Source organism: Fructilactobacillus sp. X3R2C1, from assembly GCF_059901235.1.
In genome coordinates this window covers 17,960-35,843 of sequence record NZ_JBWXVA010000005.1, presented here as the reverse complement: position 1 = coordinate 35,843, position 17,884 = coordinate 17,960, and the positions used below count along the sequence as shown (strand labels likewise).

Below are 17,884 nucleotides of genomic sequence, written 5' to 3'. Positions count from 1 at the left end.
CTCCAAATATTATTCATACTCATTATGCCATATTTGGTGGTTGGTGATAACAAATATTAATGATTTAATTCACAAAAAGATTAGCCAATTGATTTAACCAATATGGTTCTCTTTTAAAATCATCTGGACTTCATGATCCATTGCTGGGGTTCGTTTCCACTCCTCAAAGTGGTCAAAGTTTTCCTTTGGCATCACATAATTCTGGTTAACATAGTTCTCGTAATTAATGACATGAACGGAGTGAGGAATGTTTAGTTGAAGGATTCGAACCTGTTTAATCATTTTTCGTTCTGCAGCAAGCTCAGCTCGTCCGTTCTGCACCATGTTGCTGATTTCAAGGTACTTAGAACCATCTAATCGCGTAATTTCCTCAATCAATGTAAATGTTTCATGACTCTTCATTGCCATCTAAATCTTCCTCCTAAACAAAAATGCTATTATTCACTTTGATGAATAATAGCAAAATTTTTATCGTTGTCCCCAGGCATGTTTCTCAAGTTGTTTGTATTCATGCTTGGTGACCATTACTGATTTACCATTTTTCTTCTGGTACCTCATCTTCTTACTTGGGTGAATGATATAACTTGGATGTCTAACAACTGCCATCGTTGGATGACCAGATACATTTACCAAGCAAAAGAAAATCATGGCAAAGAAAACCGCCCACGTCATAATTTTAGTGGTCAACGGCATCTTTTCTTGAATAACTTCACTATAGAACCGCTTATGGATGGTTCGTGCTGGATTAGGGTCATTCGGGTGATCCTCAGCATACTCATTAGTAATTTCTTTTTGATACTTATCAATATCAAAATTCTTCTGAATGGTCTTTTCTTTTTTCTGGAACTGTTTTTTCTCTTTTTTGCTTAACGACTTAAACCACTTGATGAACTTCTGGTATTCGGAGACGACTTCTTCCATCGGACCAATTTTCCGTAGCTTCCCGTAGTTAATCCAAGCAACTCGGTCACACAACAAACGCACCTGCTTTAGTGAATGAGATACAAAGATGATGGTCTTACCTTCTTCTTTAAATTCATCAATCTTATCAACACATTTTTGGTAGAAGGTATCGTCACCAACGGACAAGGCTTCATCAATAATCAAAATGTCTGGCTTAATGTGAACGGCAATGGCAAAGCCAAGTCGGGACCTCATACCACTAGAATAGTCTTTTACTGGTTGATCAACAAAATCACCGATATCAGCAAAGGCAATGATATCATCCATCATGTCATCAATTTGGTGGTTTGTAAGTCCCTGCATCAATGACTTCATTCGGATGTTTTCACGGCCAGTTAAATTCTTTCTCAATCCAGCGTTAATCGCAACAATCGAAGTATCTCCGCGCACGTCAACTTGGCCGGTCGTTTGCGGAATAATGCCAGAAATAATGTTAGAAATGGTTGACTTTCCTGAACCATTTACACCAATGATTCCCAATGCTTCACCAGGCTGAACGGTAAATGAAATTCCCATCAAAGACCAAAAATGTGGGGTTTTATTTTTCCTTGATAATGAGAAAAACGACTTTAACTTGTCAGATTGAGTCTTGAACATGTCATACTCTTTGGTGACATCTTGTACTTTAATTTTATAATTTTTTTCAGTCATGGTTTACTTCCTAAATTCAAAATTACAACTGACACGATAATAAAATAATACGAGAAAATTACTAAAATGTAAAGAAAGTTCAGTACTCAACGATGCTTCAACAACATAATAAAAGAGCTACCAAGAATGGTAGCTCTTAAAAACATTATTCAACTGTAACACTTTTAGCAAGGTTTCTTGGACGATCAACGTTCAATCCCTTGTTCAAACTAGTGTAATAAGCAATTAGTTGAGCTGGAATGACACTAAGCAGCGGTGTTAACAACTCATCAACGTCCGGGATCACAAACGTATCACCATCTTGAGCTAGACTTTGTCGCACGATCGTCAAAGCACTGGCACCACGAGCTGCAGTTTCTTCCAGATTACTACGAGTTAATCCAGCGGTCTTCTTCTGGGTGATAATACCAATCACCGGAGTGCCCTTTTCAATCAATGCAATCGTTCCGTGCTTAAGTTCACCAGAAGCAAAGCCTTCCGCATGGACATAAGAAATTTCTTTTAACTTCAACGCTGCTTCAAGGGAAACAGTGTAATCAACCCCACGGCCGATGTAAAAGGCCTGTTTAGCATCAACGAAATATTTCTTAGCAATTTCATCAATCTTATCTTTTTCTTCAACAATTGACTGCATCCCAGTCGCAACCAAACCCAATTGTCGTGCTAAATCAAAATCTTTTGCGACCTGACGATTACCCCGCATACCAACGGCCTTTGCCAAAATGGCTTGGATTGCAATTTGAGCAGTATATGCTTTAGTTGAAGCAACTGAAATTTCTGGACCAGCATTAAGCAACATCGTGTAAGTTGCTTCGCGTGACAATGTCGAATTAGCAACATTAGTAATGGTTAAACTAGGAAAATGATGCTTGTTAACGTTCACTAAAACTTCCCGACTGTCAGCGGTCTCCCCACTTTGAGTCAAAAAGATAAAGAATGGTTTCTTAGAAAGCAATGGATCTTCGTAAGCAAACTCGGATGAGACGTGCACTTCAGTTGGAATTCCAGTGTACTTCTCCATCAAATCTTTACCGACTAATCCAGCATGATAACTGGTACCAGCACCCACGATATAGATTCGATCTGAATCAAGGATGGTATCCATTACGCCACAACCAACGTTCATGTTTCCGTCTGTATCAAAGTACTCTTTAACTAATTTTCTCATGACATTGGGTTGTTCATCAATCTCTTTAAGCATGTAGTAAGGATAAGTCCCCTTATCAGACGCACTTGGATCAATGGTTACCTTGAACTGATGACGCTCTACTGGCTTACGGTTTTCATCAAGGATGGTTACCTTATCAGGCTTTACAATCGCAACGTCACCATCAACCACCTCAAGAAAAGTATCAGTAACGTCTAACATAGCAATTGAATCAGAACATACTACGTTGAAACCGTCACATAATCCAATCAACATGGGGCTTTTGTTTTTGGCTGCATATAAAGTATCTGGATCTTCTTTATCCATTAAAATGAAAGCATATGAAGAATTCTTAAGGAGTGAAAGCATCTTAATGAAGGCATCCTTTGTACTCATTTTGTCTTCAATCACAAACTTATCAACCAATTGAACCGCCACTTCGGTATCAGTTTGACTATGAAACTTAACGTCTGATAAGTATTCTTTCTTCAGTTGTTCATAGTTTTCGATCACACCATTGTGAACCAGATAGAACCGGTTGTCATCTGAGAATTGTGGATGAGCATTCTCAATGTTTACCCCACCGTGAGTAGCCCAACGAGTGTGTCCAATTCCGGCAGTTCCCTGTACTTCTGGCCCAATCTTTTTCTTTAAATCGTCGATACTTCCAGTCGTTTTCACTAAATAATCTTTGTGATCTTTTCCTTCCACAAAGATTCCGGCTGAATCATATCCTCGATATTGTAATTTTTCTAATCCATTAACTAAAATGGATGTCGCATTCTTATTGCCTGTAACTCCAACGATTCCGCACATGGGAATGACCTCTCTTTAAAATTGGTATAGATGTATTTAAATTTTATTTATATACTTAACATCTTTGATAATAATGGTTTCACAAGTGTTTGTCAAATATAAGTTAGAATTGGTATAGCACTGATGAACGAAATTTAATAAAAATTTAAGCATAATAAAAGAGTTAACAAACGTTAACTCTTTTATTAATTCGTGATTGCTTTACTCAATTCCCATATCGTCTCTAACAACGTCGGCAATTTTGTTTGCATACTTATCACTTTCTTTTTGAGTCGGAGCTTCTACCATGACTCTTAACAGCGGCTCAGTCCCACTTGGTCGAACCAAGACACGACCATTCCCATTCATTTCATCTTCAACATCATCAATGGCCTTTTTAACATTGTCATGATCCATCGCGTGCTTTTTGTCAGAAACCTTCACGTTAACAAGACTTTGAGGATATTTTTTCACTTCGTCTGCTAATTCGGAAAGCGGTTTACCGGTTTCTTTCATAATATGCATTAATTGCAGACTGGTTAGCATCCCATCGCCAGTGGTATTAAAGTCCAAAAACACAATGTGACCGGACTGTTCGCCACCTAAATTGTAACCATTGGCTTTCATTGATTCAACCACGTATCGGTCCCCAACTTTAGTTTTCACACTATTTAAGCCGTTGGCTTCCATGGCTTTGTACATTCCGAGGTTACTCATCACTGTCGTAACAATGGTGTCATGCTTTAATCGACCATTAGCATCCATATACTTACCACAGATGTACATAATCTTATCACCATCAACGATGTTTCCCTTTTCATCGACAGCAATGCACCGATCACCATCACCATCAAAGGCAATTCCTAACTGGGAACCATTTTCAACAACCATTTTTTGCAACTGTTCTGGGTGAGTGGAACCGACGTTATCATTAATATTTAGTCCATTAGGTGAGGTCGCCATTGTTTTAAAGTCAAGGCCAAGGTCAGCGTAAAGGCGGGGAACCAAGTTGCTGGTAGCCCCATTTGCGGCATCAACTGACACCTTAATCCCACTTAATTCATCTGGAATCGTTTGGGACAGAAAGTGAAGATACTTTTGCGATGCTTCGGTGTACTCTGCTGAAGTGCCTAATCCCTTTGCTGAGGGACGTGGTAAGTCATCAGTATCACTTTCAAGAATCTTCTCGATGTCAGCCTCGATGTCATCGGACAATTTATATCCGTCACCGCCAAAGAATTTAATTCCATTGAACTCAGCGGGATTATGTGAAGCCGTAATCATAACTCCGGCATCAGCACTTTGATCTCTAACCAAGTATGCTACTCCGGGGGTAGTGACAACTCCGAGTTGAACCACCTCAATTCCAACGGACAACATTCCAGCTACCAAAGCATCTTCCAACATCTGTCCAGAAATTCGTGTATCTCTTGATACCAAGACACGTGGCTGATGATCTTGAACACTGTGCTTAGTCAGAGCATAACCACCTGCACGACCAGCCCGAAAGGCCAATTCTGGGGTTAAGTCTTTATTCGCAACTCCTCTAATTCCATCTGTTCCAAAATATTTCATATATAGTCCTCACTTTATTACTTATTCTTTGCGTTAATCTGTACTTTAACCGTTTCCGGATCCAAGCCACTTACTTTGGAGTTACCCGCATCAAGTGAAACCGTCTTAGTATTATCACCAGACATGTTTTCGACATCAACGTCGGCATTAACCGAATTAATCCCATCAATCGTGTCTTTATCACCTAACAATAACACATCAGATGGATCACACTTAACGTCATAGGTCTTACTAGCCTGCTTATTAACTAAATTAACCTTGACTGGTACCCTCTTATTATCACCTGCTGAAACCGGTAAATCAACCGAACTTGTTGATGGGGTAATAATAACGTTGATGGTCTTTCCTTTTTTGTCTAAAGCCTCAATCACCGCATCCTGTTTTATATCACGCTTGGTGTTAGGCTTCAAGTTAGTTTTAGCAACTACTGAATCAATTCGATTAATTTGATCACTCGGTCCAGTCACTTTTGCAGAACTGACGTCTAACGACGGCTTTCCGGCCTTATAACCAGAAGCAATGTTTTTCTTGTCGTAGACAGCTTTTACGGGGAACTTAACGGTCCGACGTGGTTGAATGTTAACTTTAATGCGAGCAGGTTTAATCTTACTCTTAATGTCAGAATTTAGCCCCTGCTGTTGTAATTTAACGATGTGTTCTCCGGGCCCCAAATTACTAAGGTTAGCGTACACCTTAAAGTTCTGGGTATTAGCGGTTGTAGTGACTAACGCCGATGGTCCTGACAACTGGACGTTAACTTTTTCTGGATAACCAATTACAAAATACTTGTCTGAGTTTACGTTGAGCTGTAATGGAACTGACAGTGTCTTGGTTTTATTAGCTGCCATCTGGGTGCTTTTAGTCGAATTACTGGTACTGTTAGTGAGACCCATATCATTTTTGCCATCATGAACATAGAAAAACAGTGCAATTGTAAAGACTAGTGCCAAGATAGCATAGAATAATTTACTCCGAAAAGATTTTTTCATGGCTACTTGTCACCTCCGAAATGCTTCTGAAAGAAACTAATCGCACGAGTCACAATCGTTGGATGTTGCTCCTGTCGATCACGAGGAATCAACTGACTTCTCAGGTATTTCAGGTAATCCTCCTGAGTCATCCCACGAAGAAGCTCATTGTTTCTAGTGATTGAAACTTCTCCCGTTTCTTCTGAGATAACAATCGTTAAAGCATCGGAAACTTCCGAGATTCCAACGGCAGCACGATGACGAGTTCCCAATTCCTTAGGGATCAAATTACTCTGCGATAACGGTAAGTAGGCAGCCGCTGCAGCAATCTTATCATCCTTAATGATGACCGCTCCGTCATGAAGAGGCGTATTGGGAATAAAAATGTTAATTAATAACTGACTTGAAATGTCAGCATCAAGCTTAATCCCGGTCTCAATGTATTCTTCTAGCCCGGTATGCATTTGAATGGTGATTAACGCTCCAATTCGACGCTTAGACATGTATTGAATTGCTCCATCTAAAGCATTAATCATTTTTTTGGCTTTTTCATCCTGATTCTGGGTTGCTCTAAAGAGTGAGCCGCGTCCTAATTTTTCAAGTCCGCGTCTAATTTCAGGTTGGAAGATGATAATGCATCCAATAACTCCCCAATTGATAATTTGATCCAGAATCCAAGATACCATCGTCAGTCCTAAATACCAACTGGCAATTTTAGCGATAATAATTACAATAATGCCGCGAAAAAGTTGCACTGCCCGAGTGCCACGAAGAAGCATGATTAACTCGTATATCACGAGCCAGACAACCAATATATCAATTAAGTTGCTTAGGTTATGTAATGTAAATAAGCTACTCCAATCAATCCCCATAGAACGACCTCCAATTTGTATATTATTATATCACTGAATTATTGCTGAAATAAAGGCAGTTAACTAATTCCAAATGTTAAAAAAATTAAATTCCATGGTTAAATTTCTAGTTTTTTTTGCTAATTTGGGGTTTAATTTATATATAGAAGAAAAGGGGTCAAATTATAATGTCACAAAATAAAAGATGGCAAGTTAGAATATTTTTCATCGGGTGGATCGTGCTTTTATTCATGTTTCTACGTGATACACGCTTCGGTTTTTTAGCGCTCAACACCCTTCTAGGATATATCCCAATTGAACTTAGTTTCCACATCGGTAACAAACCACACCAAAATAGTTTCGTGTTCTGGATCCTATCACTTCTGTGGTTATTGTTCTATCCCAATTCACCTTACATTCTGACCGACCTACTTCATCTCGCTTGGCTACATCCTGATGAAGCCAATGGATTACTTCGACTTGATCCGCACGTCTGGTTTTTATACACATGTCTGATGATCAGTGCATTAAGCTGTGCCTTTATCGGTTTCTGGAGTTTAGTCCACGTTGCTAAGGCCATTGACGTTAAAATTCATTTATCCGGTAATTTTTCTAACTTCGTTACAATTGTGATTCTAACGGTTGCAAGTTCCATCGGACTATTCATTGGACGGTTTATGCGAGTCCACACAATTTACCTCATCCTTTCACCTAGGATGTACATTCGACCATTTTTAAACATGTGGAATATGCACATGGTCGTATTCGTATTTTTGATGACCGTTCTACAGTTAATGATCTACTGGATTTATTCCATTATCAGTAATAATAAGGAATAATATAAAATCCCCCACTTATCAATAAGTGGAGGATTCTTTAGTTATCACTCAACATTAGCGTTTCCTTATAATTAATGTCCTGACGCAAGTGAAGGCCCATCGCGTGACTAACTTTTTTATTATTAATCAATTGTTCCACAGCGCGACGTTCTGCTTCCAGTGCAACCGACCGCAATCTTAACAACTGATACTCAAAGACTTCATCATCTTCGTCGGGATCATCGTATGAATTGGCCCGTTCAATCTGACTCTGATAGAAAGTGACAATAAAGTGAACAATTTGTGAGTCAAAGTCCTGACCATTAATATCACTTCGACTTAAAAAGTCTGAAATAGCATCAATGGCGGCCTGATCACCAACAATCGTAACAAGTCGTAATTCACTCTTGGTCTTTTTACTTTCTGATTCACTTACCTGCCAGGTTTTAATGGAATGAAGAATCGATGAAAACCATCCCGGATAATACCAGTGGTTTTTGCGATAGCCGTCGTAACCATTTGCAAACATTCGACGTTCCTCACGATTAATCCTTCGATTTGCAATCCAGTAAGTATCTTTTGAGATTTGTTGTTCACGATACAAATCTTTAACCGCGTCACGTTTTCCTTTTAAAGCAACTCGTCTCAAACTAAGTTCTTCATTGAGAGACGTACTTTCTGCACTATCGTCTCTCGTCTTTCTTAAAAGTTTTCGTAACTCAACCTGATAATCCAAAACAATATCATATACCGCTCGTTCATTATCGTTGGTCTTATTATTTTCAAGACTGACAATGGCACTCTTTACGATGTAAATCCGAGCGGCATCTTCCGAAATATAGCCCTCCTGCTCATCTTCTTCATCTTCCGTCTCATCATCATCTTCATCCTTATCAATCAATGAGGCTCGGGTCTGAAGTGAACTAGCATCTGGGGAAATGATTGGCAAGATAATGGTAGCCGCAACTAAACTGATCACGATAACCATTGCGGCAATAAAAAGCATCAAAGAACGGTCGGGAAACTCCTTTCCATTCGATAAGAATGCGGGAACCGAAAGGATTCCTGCCATGGTAATGGCACCACGAACCCCGGAAATTCCAGCCAATAGCGCAACCGACAAACTTGGCTTCTTATTGGACCGTTTAGTAACGTAGTACGAAAAGAATTCGTATCCTAAAATCCAGACCACTCGAATTACCAAAAGAGCCACCCAAACAGCAAAAGCAATCCCAAAGGATGCTAAAGTTCGATATTCCGATCCATTGATGACCACCCTAGTAGCAACCGGTAATTCAATACCTAAGATTAAAAACACAATCCCGTTTAAACAGTAAACAATGACATCCCAAGTACGATTGGTCAACAAGTTGACTTCTGGTGACTTGGTATTGGTAACGTTAGTCTGTAAGTGATCAATAATCCCAGCGGCAACCACCGCAATAACTCCCGAAGCATGAAGAAGATCTTCAGCAATTACATAAATAATAAACGGTGTCAAGATGTGCAGGACGACGTTAAAAATCACGTCATTGAAGTGTACCTTTAATAACAAATTACGAAGAACAATAATTAAAGACATTCCAACAATTCCAATGATCAAACCCACTAGTGCGGTATAAACAAAATCAACCGCAGCGTGTTCCAAAGAAAAGTAACCGGTGACAACTGCAGCAATCGCATATTTAAACGCAATTAGTCCACTAGCATCGTTAATCAAGCTCTCACCTGATACTAGATGCAAAATATTACTTGGAAGATGAACACGCTTTGAGATGGACTGAACGGCAATTGGATCGGTTGGAGACAAAATCGCAATTAGAGCAAAACAGGCTGCCAGTGGCATTGATGGTACCAGCAAATTAACGAAATAACCGCCAATAATGGTTGTAATGAACACCAACCAGATGGCATTTTCAAAAATGGGACCACGTAATTCCCAAAGTTCTCGTTTTGGAAAGTCACGACCATCATTAAATAGCAATGGTGCGATGAACAGCAATAAAAACCAGTCCGTGTTTAAATCAATTTTGAATTTAAAGAATAATGCTAATCCTAAACCAAGCAAAATTTGAATCAAACTAACTGGAATCTTAGTGACATAGTGAGAGATAATGCTAGAAAGCAGGACTAAAACTATTAATGTGATGACTGCTTCAACTATTACCATAAGCTATGTTTCCTCCTATTTTGGCTCACCAATAATTCGAACCTCAGTCTCAAGGTGAACCCCATTATCTTTATACACAGTTTCCTGAACGTGCTTAATCACATTCAAATAATCAGTAGCGGTGGCACCCCCAACGTTAATGATAAATCCGGCGTGTTTTTTGGACACTTCAGCTCCGCCAGAGCGATATCCCTGTAGTCCAGCATCGTGGATCAACTTTCCAGCAAAGTATCCTTTAGGACGCTTGAAAACACTCCCACATGAAGGCCATTCTAAAGGTTGCTTTGACCTTCTCAGGTAGTTCAAATGATCCATCTCGTTTTGAATCTCACGTTTATTCCCAGGTTCAAGTTTAAAGGTCGCTTCCAAAACAACGTCCCCATAGTCTTGAATACTACTATGACGATAACCAAAGTCTAACTGGTCGTTATTTAAAACAATAATATCACCCTTACGCGTCAAAACCGTGGCTGATTCAAGTGCATACTGGGTCTCTCCCCCATAAGCACCGGCATTCATAAACACTCCGCCACCGACACTGCCAGGAATCCCAGCAGCAAACTCTAATCCAGTCAAACCGGCTTTTTGAGCAGCCTTAGTTGCATCAATGTAAGCAGCCCCAGCCTCGGCAATTACCCGATGGTCTTCAGTTCTAATGTTATTCATTTGGGTCAAAATCATGGTTAACCCACGAATTCCACCATCTCGTACGATTAGATTACTGGCATTTCCCAGCACAGTAAGCGGCATTTTAATTTCATTTGTATAATTTAATAATTCTTCGGTTTCTTTAAATGATGAAGGAAATGCAAGAAAATCAGCTTTCCCACCAGTTTTAGTCCAAGAATACTTGGAAAGTGGTTCATCTTTTAAAATTTTAATATCCTTGAATTTTTTTGTTAAATCTTCAGTCATTCGTCATTTTCCTTTCTAATTATCCATATTACATTCTAGCACGTTATCATTATTTAAACACTTCTGATCGTGCTATACTGGCATTAAGGGAGGGGATACAATGAATTTTATCTCATGGAACGTAAATGGTTTACGTTCAGCAGTTAAAAAGAATTTTTACGAATTTTTTAATGAAACTGATGCTGACTTTTTTAATGTTCAAGAAACTCGAGTTCACGAAAATGATATTGCTTTAGAAGTACCAGGTGATTATTACCAATACTGGGACTCAGCGGAACGCCCCGGCTACTCAGGCGTAACTACTTTCACAAAGCATAAAGCTGATAACGTGTTTTATGGTGTTGATGGAAGCGACACTGACACCGAGGGCCGTTGTTTGACACTCGAATATCCTGACTTTTATTTAATTAATACTTACGTACCCAATTCAGGCGAAGAGCTGCAAAGACTCGACTACCGTCTTGATTGGGACCAAAAATTTATTACCTTTGTAAGTAAACTTGCTGAAAGAAAGCCGGTCGTGATTGGCGGCGATATGAGCGTTGCTTATCAACCAATTGACATTGATGACCCAGAAGAAGATCACCACAAGGCTGGATACACCCAACAGGAACGTGACGATTTTGGTCGATTATTAGCTTCCGGATTTGTAGATACCTTTAGAGCACTTCACCCTTACCAAAGTGGTGCCTATACTTGGTGGAGTTACCGTTACGACGAGCGAGCCCAAAATCGTGGTTGGAGAATGGATTATTTCTTGGTTTCTAACTCAATTCAAGATGACGTTGCCGAGTCAAACATTCTTGGTGAGGTAACCGGCTCAGATCATGCTCCGATCCAATTAATTACTGATGGACTTAAGATTGATTAGAGGAGAATCGTTAAATGAATTTTGCGGCAATTGACTTTGAAACTGCTGCGGGCCAACGGGCTAGTGCTTGTTCGGTCGCATTAACGGTAGTAAGAAATAACGAAGTCGTTGATGAGTTTTACTCATTAATTAACCCCGAATGTGAGTTTAACTGGCGCAATATCAATGTTCATGGTATTCATGAAAAAGATGTAATTGACTCACCAACCTTTCCAGAGGTGTGGGATCAAATTAGCCCCCTCTTTGATAGAAATAAGCTGGTGATTGCCCACAACAATAATTTTGATAATAGTGTATTAAAAAAGAGTCTGGAAAGGTATGGTTTATCAAAACCACACTATCAGACTCTTGATACCGTTAAGACTTCCAAAAAGTTTTACCCTGGATTTGTTAACCATAAGTTAAACACGGTTAGCGAGAACTTAGGGATCGAATTAAAACACCATCATAATGCGCTAGATGACAGCTTAGCGTGTGCTAACATCTTAATTTATGAATACCAGCAGTTTGGTAAAAACGCCGTTAAACCGTTCGTCAAGTTAATATAAAAAGGCTGAGAATTTTTTCTCAGTCTTTTTTTACGTTCATTTTCATTTCAATAACATGATCGTTTTGATCACTAGTGATAAATCCTAATTTTTTGTACAATCGAAAAGCCCCTACATTGGACTTTAATACTGTTAATCGCAATTCATTAAGGTGACTAAAAGTGACCACCCAGTCAATGGCTTCCTGAATCAGATGGGTTCCAAGTCCAATGTCCTGATAATCAGCTAAAACGGCGACACCAAGTTCCCCAGCAGTCTCGTCAACCTGACTAACACTCAAGACTCCAATTAATTTCGTCCCAGCAACTGCCACTAAAATGATGTTAGTCCCAGTGGCATTCACCGCGTCAATGGCATCTGCTTCGGTTTCAGCGGTCAATTGATCAATCTGAACATCCGTCGTAAAGTTACTAGATTCTTGACTTAATCGTTTCATTAGCTCGATTAGTTCTTCGGAATCGTCCGATTTAGCAGCACGAATCGTAATTTCTTCATTATCCTTTGCCAAGCACTAAGTCTCCTGACTTTAAAATTGAATCAAAATGCTGTCCCTTAGCAGTCATTTCAATTGTCCGATCGTTATCCCCCAGATCATCATTTCTAGTAAATCTGATTCTCAAATACTGGTCGGGAAGTTCTTCCTCCGCAAACTTGGACCATTCAACGACGCTGACTCCATCACCGTTAAAATATTCATTCAGACCTAATTCGTCGGCTCCTCCCTCTTCAAGACGATAAACGTCCATGTGATAAAGGGGCAACCGTCCATTTTTGTATTCCCGAATAATGGTAAAAGTCGGACTTTTGATGTTTCGCTTAATTCCGAGACCTTTTCCAAGTCCTTTTGTGAAGGTGGTTTTTCCCGCGCCAAGGTCACCATCGAGTAAAATAACGTCTCCAGCTTTTAAATCCGGGGCGAGTTCTTCGCCTAATTTTTCGGTTTGATCGGGATTATCAACCTTAAATTTAATCAATTCAATCGCCTCAAATTAAAGTGCTTGAGTAGCCGTGATAATGGCTACCTTGTAAACATCCTCAGCATTGCATCCTCTCGATAAATCAGAAACTGGTTGATTCAATCCCTGAAGAATTGGCCCAATGGCTTCAAATCCACCTAAACGCTGGGCAATCTTGTAACCAATGTTTCCTGACTGAAGCTCTGGAAAGACAAAAACGGTTGCTTGACCAGCAACGTTTGAACCCGGTGCCTTACTCTTTGCAACCGCGGGAACAACCGCAGCATCAAATTGGAGTTCCCCATCAATTGGAGTATCTGGATCTAACTTTTGGGCAATCTTGGTTGCACTTTGAACTTTATCGACTTCTGGTCCCTTAGCTGAACCCTTGGTTGAAAAACTAAGTAAGGCAACTTTGGGATCGATATCAAACAACCGGGCTGTATGTGCACTTTCAACGGCAACTTCACCAAGTTGTTGATCATCAAGTTCAATGTTAATAGCACAATCTGCAAACAAGTAACGTGTGTCACCCTTTTGCATGACAAAAGCACCACTAATCAACTTCACACCTGGTTTAGTTTTAATAATCTGAAGTGCTGGACGAACCGTATCACCAGTTGGGTGAGCCGCACCGGATACCATTCCGTCAACGGTTCCCATGTATACCATCATCGTGCCAAAATAATTCGGATCTTTCAACCATTGCTGAGCTGTTTTTTCATCCGTTTTGCCATTACGCCGTGCAACAAGTGATCTAACCATCTCGTTGAACGTGTCAGAGTCAACGTTTTGGATATCAATGATGGTAATTCCGTCTAAATCATTTCCGTTTTCTTTAGCAACTTGTTTGATTTTGTGGGGATCACCCAATAACGTTGGTTCAACCAAATTATCTTTTTTAAGCCGACTAGTTGCTTCAATAATTCTTGGATCTTCCCCTTCAGGGAATACTAACTTAATGTTTTTATCGTTAATCTTTGCTTTCAAACTATCAAAAAGGTCCATAATTAACTCTCCTTATTAGTGGCAGTGACGTGTTCCGGTAATTTCCAGTTAATCGGCGTCTCACCCATGGCTTTTAGTGCTTCATTCGTCTTTGAAAACGGTTTTGAGCCAAAAAAGCCTCGATTCGCAGAAAGGGGACTGGGATGAGCCGACTGAATCACAATATTAGCGTCAGTATTAATCAACTTAATCTTATCCCTAGCAGCCCTTCCCCATAGGATGAAGACAACCGGTTCAGGACGCTTTGACAATTGTTCAATAGAATAATCAGTGAGTCTTTCCCATCCTTTGCCACGATGAGAAAAAGCCACTCCATCTTGAACGGTCAAAACGGAGTTTAACAACAATACCCCTTGTTCAGCCCAACTCTTTAGATAACCGTGATTAACTGGTTTAATGCCCAAATCACTTTGTAATTCCTTATAAATATTCTTTAAAGATGGTGGAACAGCTACGCCTGGCATTACCGAAAAACTAAGACCATTGGCTTGATTAGGACCATGATATGGATCTTGTCCCAGAATAACGACTTTCACCTTACTAAAGGGAGTCCACTCAAATGCCTGAAAAATATGGTGCATTTCTGGATAAATCGTCTTGTTATTATACTCTTCAACCAAAAAACGCCTTAACTTTTGATAATATGGTTTCTCAAATTCTGGCTCCAGAATCGGCCACCAGTCGTTATGAATAAACGGTTTCACTATTAACACCTCCAATTTATTCTACCATAAAATGTGAATTTTTAGGCAAGCAAAAAGAGAGTGCTATTGCACTCTCTTTTAATTAATAATGTTTCATAACGCGATCAATTTGCCGTTGGGTATCACGTTGCTTTATGGTTTCACGTTTATCATATTCACGCTTCCCCTTAGCAACCCCAATCAGCACCTTAGCGTAGCCATGTTTTAAATAAACTTTTAAGGGAACAATGGTAATTCCCTTAGTCAAAGTCGCTTCACCAAGTTTTTTGATCTCTTTTTTATGCAGCAACAACTTTCGATTACGCAATGGATCATGATTAAACTGGTTTCCTTGCGCATACTCACTGATGTGGACATTCATCAAATAAGCTTGTCCGTTTCTCACCTGCACGAATCCGTCCTTTAGATTCATACGGCGTTCTCTAACTGATTTAATCTCAGTTCCCGTTAGTGAGATGCCAGCTTCATAAGTATCAGAAATAAAGTAATCATGTCGGGCCTTTCGGTTAGTTGCCATTACGTTCTTTTCAGTTGGTTGATGCTTTTTTCTAGCCATGTTCCCATCCCCTATTTTTTGCGACTATTAGATGGTTTGGTTCTGATTTTAAACGAATGACCTTTTTTACCGTTCTTTCTACGATCTTGATTCTTATAACTCTGACGACGATTTTTCCCATCAGAATGTTTGCCACTGTGATGGTGCTTATCATTTTTATGTTCCTGTTTTGGGAGAAGTTCACTCAATGGAGCATCTTCTGGTTTAACGATCTCAAAGTCAACGGTCATCTGATCAACGTCGGCCGCAACACATTTAACCCGTAACGTTTGTCCAATCTTATAAGTTCTTCTGGTATTTCTACCAACAAGCGCCAAGTACTTTTCAACGTACTCATAGTAATCATCATTCATCTTGCTGATATGAATAAGACCTTCAACGGTGTTTGGAAGTTCAACGAACATTCCGAACTTCATCACTGAAGATACAACGGCATCGTATTCCTCACCAATATGTTGAGTCATGTACTCAGCCTTCATCATCGAATCAACGTCTCTTTCGGTGTCAACCCCGCGACGCTCAGTTTCTGAACAGTGAACCGCAACTTCTCCAACCTGGTCAGCATAAGTTTGTTTGGTAACATCATTAATCCCATTATCTTCATAATAATGAACTAAACGATGAACAAATAAATCAGGATAACGTCGAATTGGTGAAGTGAAATGGGTGTAGTATTTGGCACCTAATCCAAAGTGTCCAACACATTTATCACTATATTTGGCCTGTTGTAAACTTCTAAGCATCATTACTGATACCATTGTTTCTTCAGGAAGTCCGTGTACTTTACTTAAAATGTTCTGTAAAGTCTTGGGAGTTAAGTGATCTGGATCAGCCTTTACTTCAATTCCAAAGGCAGTTAGGAATTCAAAGAAGTCCTTAACTCGCGTTGGATCTGGCGTCTCATGGACACGATAAATGAACGGAACTTTAAGCCGATAGTAAGTTTCAGCAACAGTTTCGTTTGCAGCCAACATGAATGATTCAATCATTCGTTCAGCTAAACCTCTCGTTCTAAGTTTAATATCAACGGGTTTACCTTCTTTGTTCATGATGATTTCTGCTTCATCATCATCAAAGTCGATCGCCCCACGACGCTTTCTTTGCTTGTATAAAATTCGGTGTAACTCAGCCATGGTTTCAAACATTGGTACTAAATCATGGTATTCTTCTCTCGTTTTCTTATCATGTGATTCAAGAATATTATTGACAGCTGTATATGTCATTCGAGCCTTCGACTTCATAACACTCGGATGAATCCGCTTTTTGACAACTTTTCCTTGTGGATTAATCTCCATATCACAACTTAAACACAACCGTAACTGTCCCTCGTTTAACGAACAAATCCCGTTTGATAGACGACGAGGCAACATTGGAATAACTCGGTCGGTCAAATAAACTGAGGTTCCACGTTTATACGCCTCACGATCAAGTAGTGTTCCTTGTTTAACGTAATGACTAACGTCAGCGATGTGAACCCCTAAATGATAATTGCCATTTGGTAATTTCCATGCCGTGACGGCATCATCCAAATCTTTGGATGATTCTCCATCAATGGTAACTAACGTCTGACCGGTAATATCTTCTCGTCCTTTGGTTTCCTCAGGCAAAACATGGTCCGGAATAGCATCTGCTTCTTCTAGAACATCTTCTGGAAATTGGGAAGGAACATCATGAGCATAGACAACCTGTAAGATATCAATCCCAGGGTCATCAACACTTCCAATTACTTGTTTCACAATTCCAACCATGTAATCCGGATGCTCGTTACTTGGATATTCCGTAATATCAGCAGTAACCACTTCTCCTGGAGTAGGATGAAGACCAGCATCTACCACGTAGAACTTGAATCCTGCTAATTTTTTGTCTTTTAAAACAACCTGACCAAGATAACCATGATCATCATCAGTCTTACGAAATTCACCAACCACATGAGTGTAATGATGTTCTAAAATACTAACCACTTTAGCTTGTGGTCCCCGATCAGAATCTTTCTCACCTGGCTTAGTAATCTGAATCTCAACCTTATCCAGGTTCATCGCATGCATCGTTTCATCAGGTGCGACAAAGGCATCAGGTAATTCATCATCATATCTAACAAAGCCAAATCCCTTTGGATTAGAGTGGAAAATCCCCTCTAGCTTCAACTCACTTGGATTAACCTTAAAATCACCGTTTTCAGTAACCACAACGGCACGGTCTCGTTCCAGTGAAGCGAGCTCTGAAACGATTAATTTGAAAGCTGATGATCCATGATAATTCAAATCATCAGCTAATTTTTCGACACTATAACTTTGATCAGGATGTGATTGTAACTCCTGCTCAATTTCATTTTTTAACTTATTATCTTGCAATATATTTTCCTCTACAATCCAATTGACTTATACGTCA

At 39.6% G+C, this 17,884-nt stretch carries 17 protein-coding genes; 3 read left to right on the top strand and 14 right to left on the bottom strand.

What is annotated here, in order from left to right:
• Positions 1–93: 93 nt before the first annotated feature.
• From AC6UDB_RS05725 to cdaA, 6 genes are all read right to left on the bottom strand, one after another.
• On the bottom strand, positions 94–408 hold the full coding sequence (locus tag AC6UDB_RS05725; protein ID WP_500696028.1) for a hypothetical protein: 315 nt from the start codon (positions 406–408) through the stop codon (positions 94–96).
• Positions 409–468: 60 nt separating this feature from the next.
• Entirely contained in the window at positions 469–1,614 is a 1,146-nt protein-coding gene (locus AC6UDB_RS05720) for an ABC transporter ATP-binding protein (RefSeq protein ID WP_500696841.1), read from the bottom strand.
• A 145-nt stretch (positions 1,615–1,759) separates the two neighbouring features.
• On the bottom strand, positions 1,760–3,577 hold the full coding sequence (gene glmS / locus AC6UDB_RS05715; protein WP_500709408.1) for a glutamine--fructose-6-phosphate transaminase (isomerizing): 1,818 nt from the start codon (positions 3,575–3,577) through the stop codon (positions 1,760–1,762).
• A gap of 201 nt (positions 3,578–3,778) precedes the next feature.
• Positions 3,779–5,131, bottom strand: coding sequence for a phosphoglucosamine mutase (gene glmM / locus AC6UDB_RS05710; RefSeq protein WP_500694313.1), 1,353 nt, complete (start codon positions 5,129–5,131; stop codon positions 3,779–3,781).
• Between the two features lie 17 nt (positions 5,132–5,148).
• The gene (locus AC6UDB_RS05705) at positions 5,149–6,120 is read right to left on the bottom strand and encodes a CdaR family protein (RefSeq protein ID WP_500694312.1); all 972 of its coding nucleotides are present in this window, start codon (positions 6,118–6,120) and stop codon (positions 5,149–5,151) included.
• A 2-nt stretch (positions 6,121–6,122) separates the two neighbouring features.
• Positions 6,123–6,971 carry a diadenylate cyclase CdaA gene (cdaA, locus tag AC6UDB_RS05700; protein ID WP_500694311.1) on the bottom strand — a complete coding sequence of 283 codons (849 nt, stop codon included), beginning with the start codon at positions 6,969–6,971 and terminating at the stop codon, positions 6,123–6,125.
• A 167-nt stretch (positions 6,972–7,138) separates the two neighbouring features.
• Here cdaA and AC6UDB_RS05695 point away from each other — a divergent pair, with 167 nt between their 5' ends.
• Positions 7,139–7,789, top strand: coding sequence for a DUF1361 domain-containing protein (locus AC6UDB_RS05695; RefSeq protein WP_500694310.1), 651 nt, complete (start codon positions 7,139–7,141; stop codon positions 7,787–7,789).
• A 37-nt stretch (positions 7,790–7,826) separates the two neighbouring features.
• On the opposite strand, the gene AC6UDB_RS05690 is transcribed toward AC6UDB_RS05695, so the two are convergent.
• Together AC6UDB_RS05690 and murB are read right to left on the bottom strand one after the other, a co-directional pair.
• On the bottom strand, positions 7,827–9,938 hold the full coding sequence (locus tag AC6UDB_RS05690) for a cation:proton antiporter (RefSeq protein WP_500709407.1): 2,112 nt from the start codon (positions 9,936–9,938) through the stop codon (positions 7,827–7,829).
• Positions 9,939–9,953: 15 nt separating this feature from the next.
• A complete protein-coding gene (gene murB, locus AC6UDB_RS05685; protein ID WP_500709406.1) occupies positions 9,954–10,853 on the bottom strand; it encodes a UDP-N-acetylmuramate dehydrogenase in 900 nt (299 codons plus the stop codon).
• Between the two features lie 100 nt (positions 10,854–10,953).
• On the opposite strand from murB, the gene AC6UDB_RS05680 reads away from it, so the two are divergent.
• Both AC6UDB_RS05680 and AC6UDB_RS05675 read left to right on the top strand, forming a co-directional pair.
• Positions 10,954–11,724 (top strand): exodeoxyribonuclease III, encoded by a 771-nt coding sequence (locus tag AC6UDB_RS05680; RefSeq protein ID WP_500694307.1) that lies wholly within the window; start codon positions 10,954–10,956, stop codon positions 11,722–11,724.
• Positions 11,725–11,738: 14 nt separating this feature from the next.
• Positions 11,739–12,272, top strand: a complete 534-nt coding sequence (locus AC6UDB_RS05675) for a 3'-5' exonuclease (protein ID WP_500694306.1) — start codon at positions 11,739–11,741, stop codon at positions 12,270–12,272.
• Positions 12,273–12,291: 19 nt separating this feature from the next.
• On the opposite strand, the gene AC6UDB_RS05670 is transcribed toward AC6UDB_RS05675, so the two are convergent.
• The 6 genes from AC6UDB_RS05670 to rnr form a co-directional block, all read right to left on the bottom strand.
• The gene (locus AC6UDB_RS05670; RefSeq protein ID WP_500709405.1) at positions 12,292–12,780 is read right to left on the bottom strand and encodes a GNAT family N-acetyltransferase; all 489 of its coding nucleotides are present in this window, start codon (positions 12,778–12,780) and stop codon (positions 12,292–12,294) included.
• Positions 12,767–13,246, bottom strand: coding sequence for a tRNA (adenosine(37)-N6)-threonylcarbamoyltransferase complex ATPase subunit type 1 TsaE (gene tsaE, locus AC6UDB_RS05665; protein ID WP_500709404.1), 480 nt, complete (start codon positions 13,244–13,246; stop codon positions 12,767–12,769). The genes AC6UDB_RS05670 and tsaE overlap by 14 nt, the downstream gene beginning before the upstream one ends.
• Positions 13,247–13,261: 15 nt before the next feature.
• Positions 13,262–14,236 carry a phosphate acetyltransferase gene (gene pta, locus AC6UDB_RS05660; protein WP_500709403.1) on the bottom strand — a complete coding sequence of 325 codons (975 nt, stop codon included), beginning with the start codon at positions 14,234–14,236 and terminating at the stop codon, positions 13,262–13,264.
• Between the two features lie 2 nt (positions 14,237–14,238).
• Complete coding sequence (locus AC6UDB_RS05655; protein ID WP_500709402.1) at positions 14,239–14,940, bottom strand: uracil-DNA glycosylase; 702 nt, start codon at positions 14,938–14,940, stop codon at positions 14,239–14,241.
• A gap of 82 nt (positions 14,941–15,022) precedes the next feature.
• The gene (gene smpB / locus AC6UDB_RS05650) at positions 15,023–15,496 is read right to left on the bottom strand and encodes an SsrA-binding protein SmpB (protein WP_500694301.1); all 474 of its coding nucleotides are present in this window, start codon (positions 15,494–15,496) and stop codon (positions 15,023–15,025) included.
• An 11-nt stretch (positions 15,497–15,507) separates the two neighbouring features.
• A complete protein-coding gene (gene rnr / locus AC6UDB_RS05645; RefSeq protein ID WP_500709401.1) occupies positions 15,508–17,847 on the bottom strand; it encodes a ribonuclease R in 2,340 nt (779 codons plus the stop codon).
• Between the last annotated feature and the right edge of the window lie 37 nt (positions 17,848–17,884).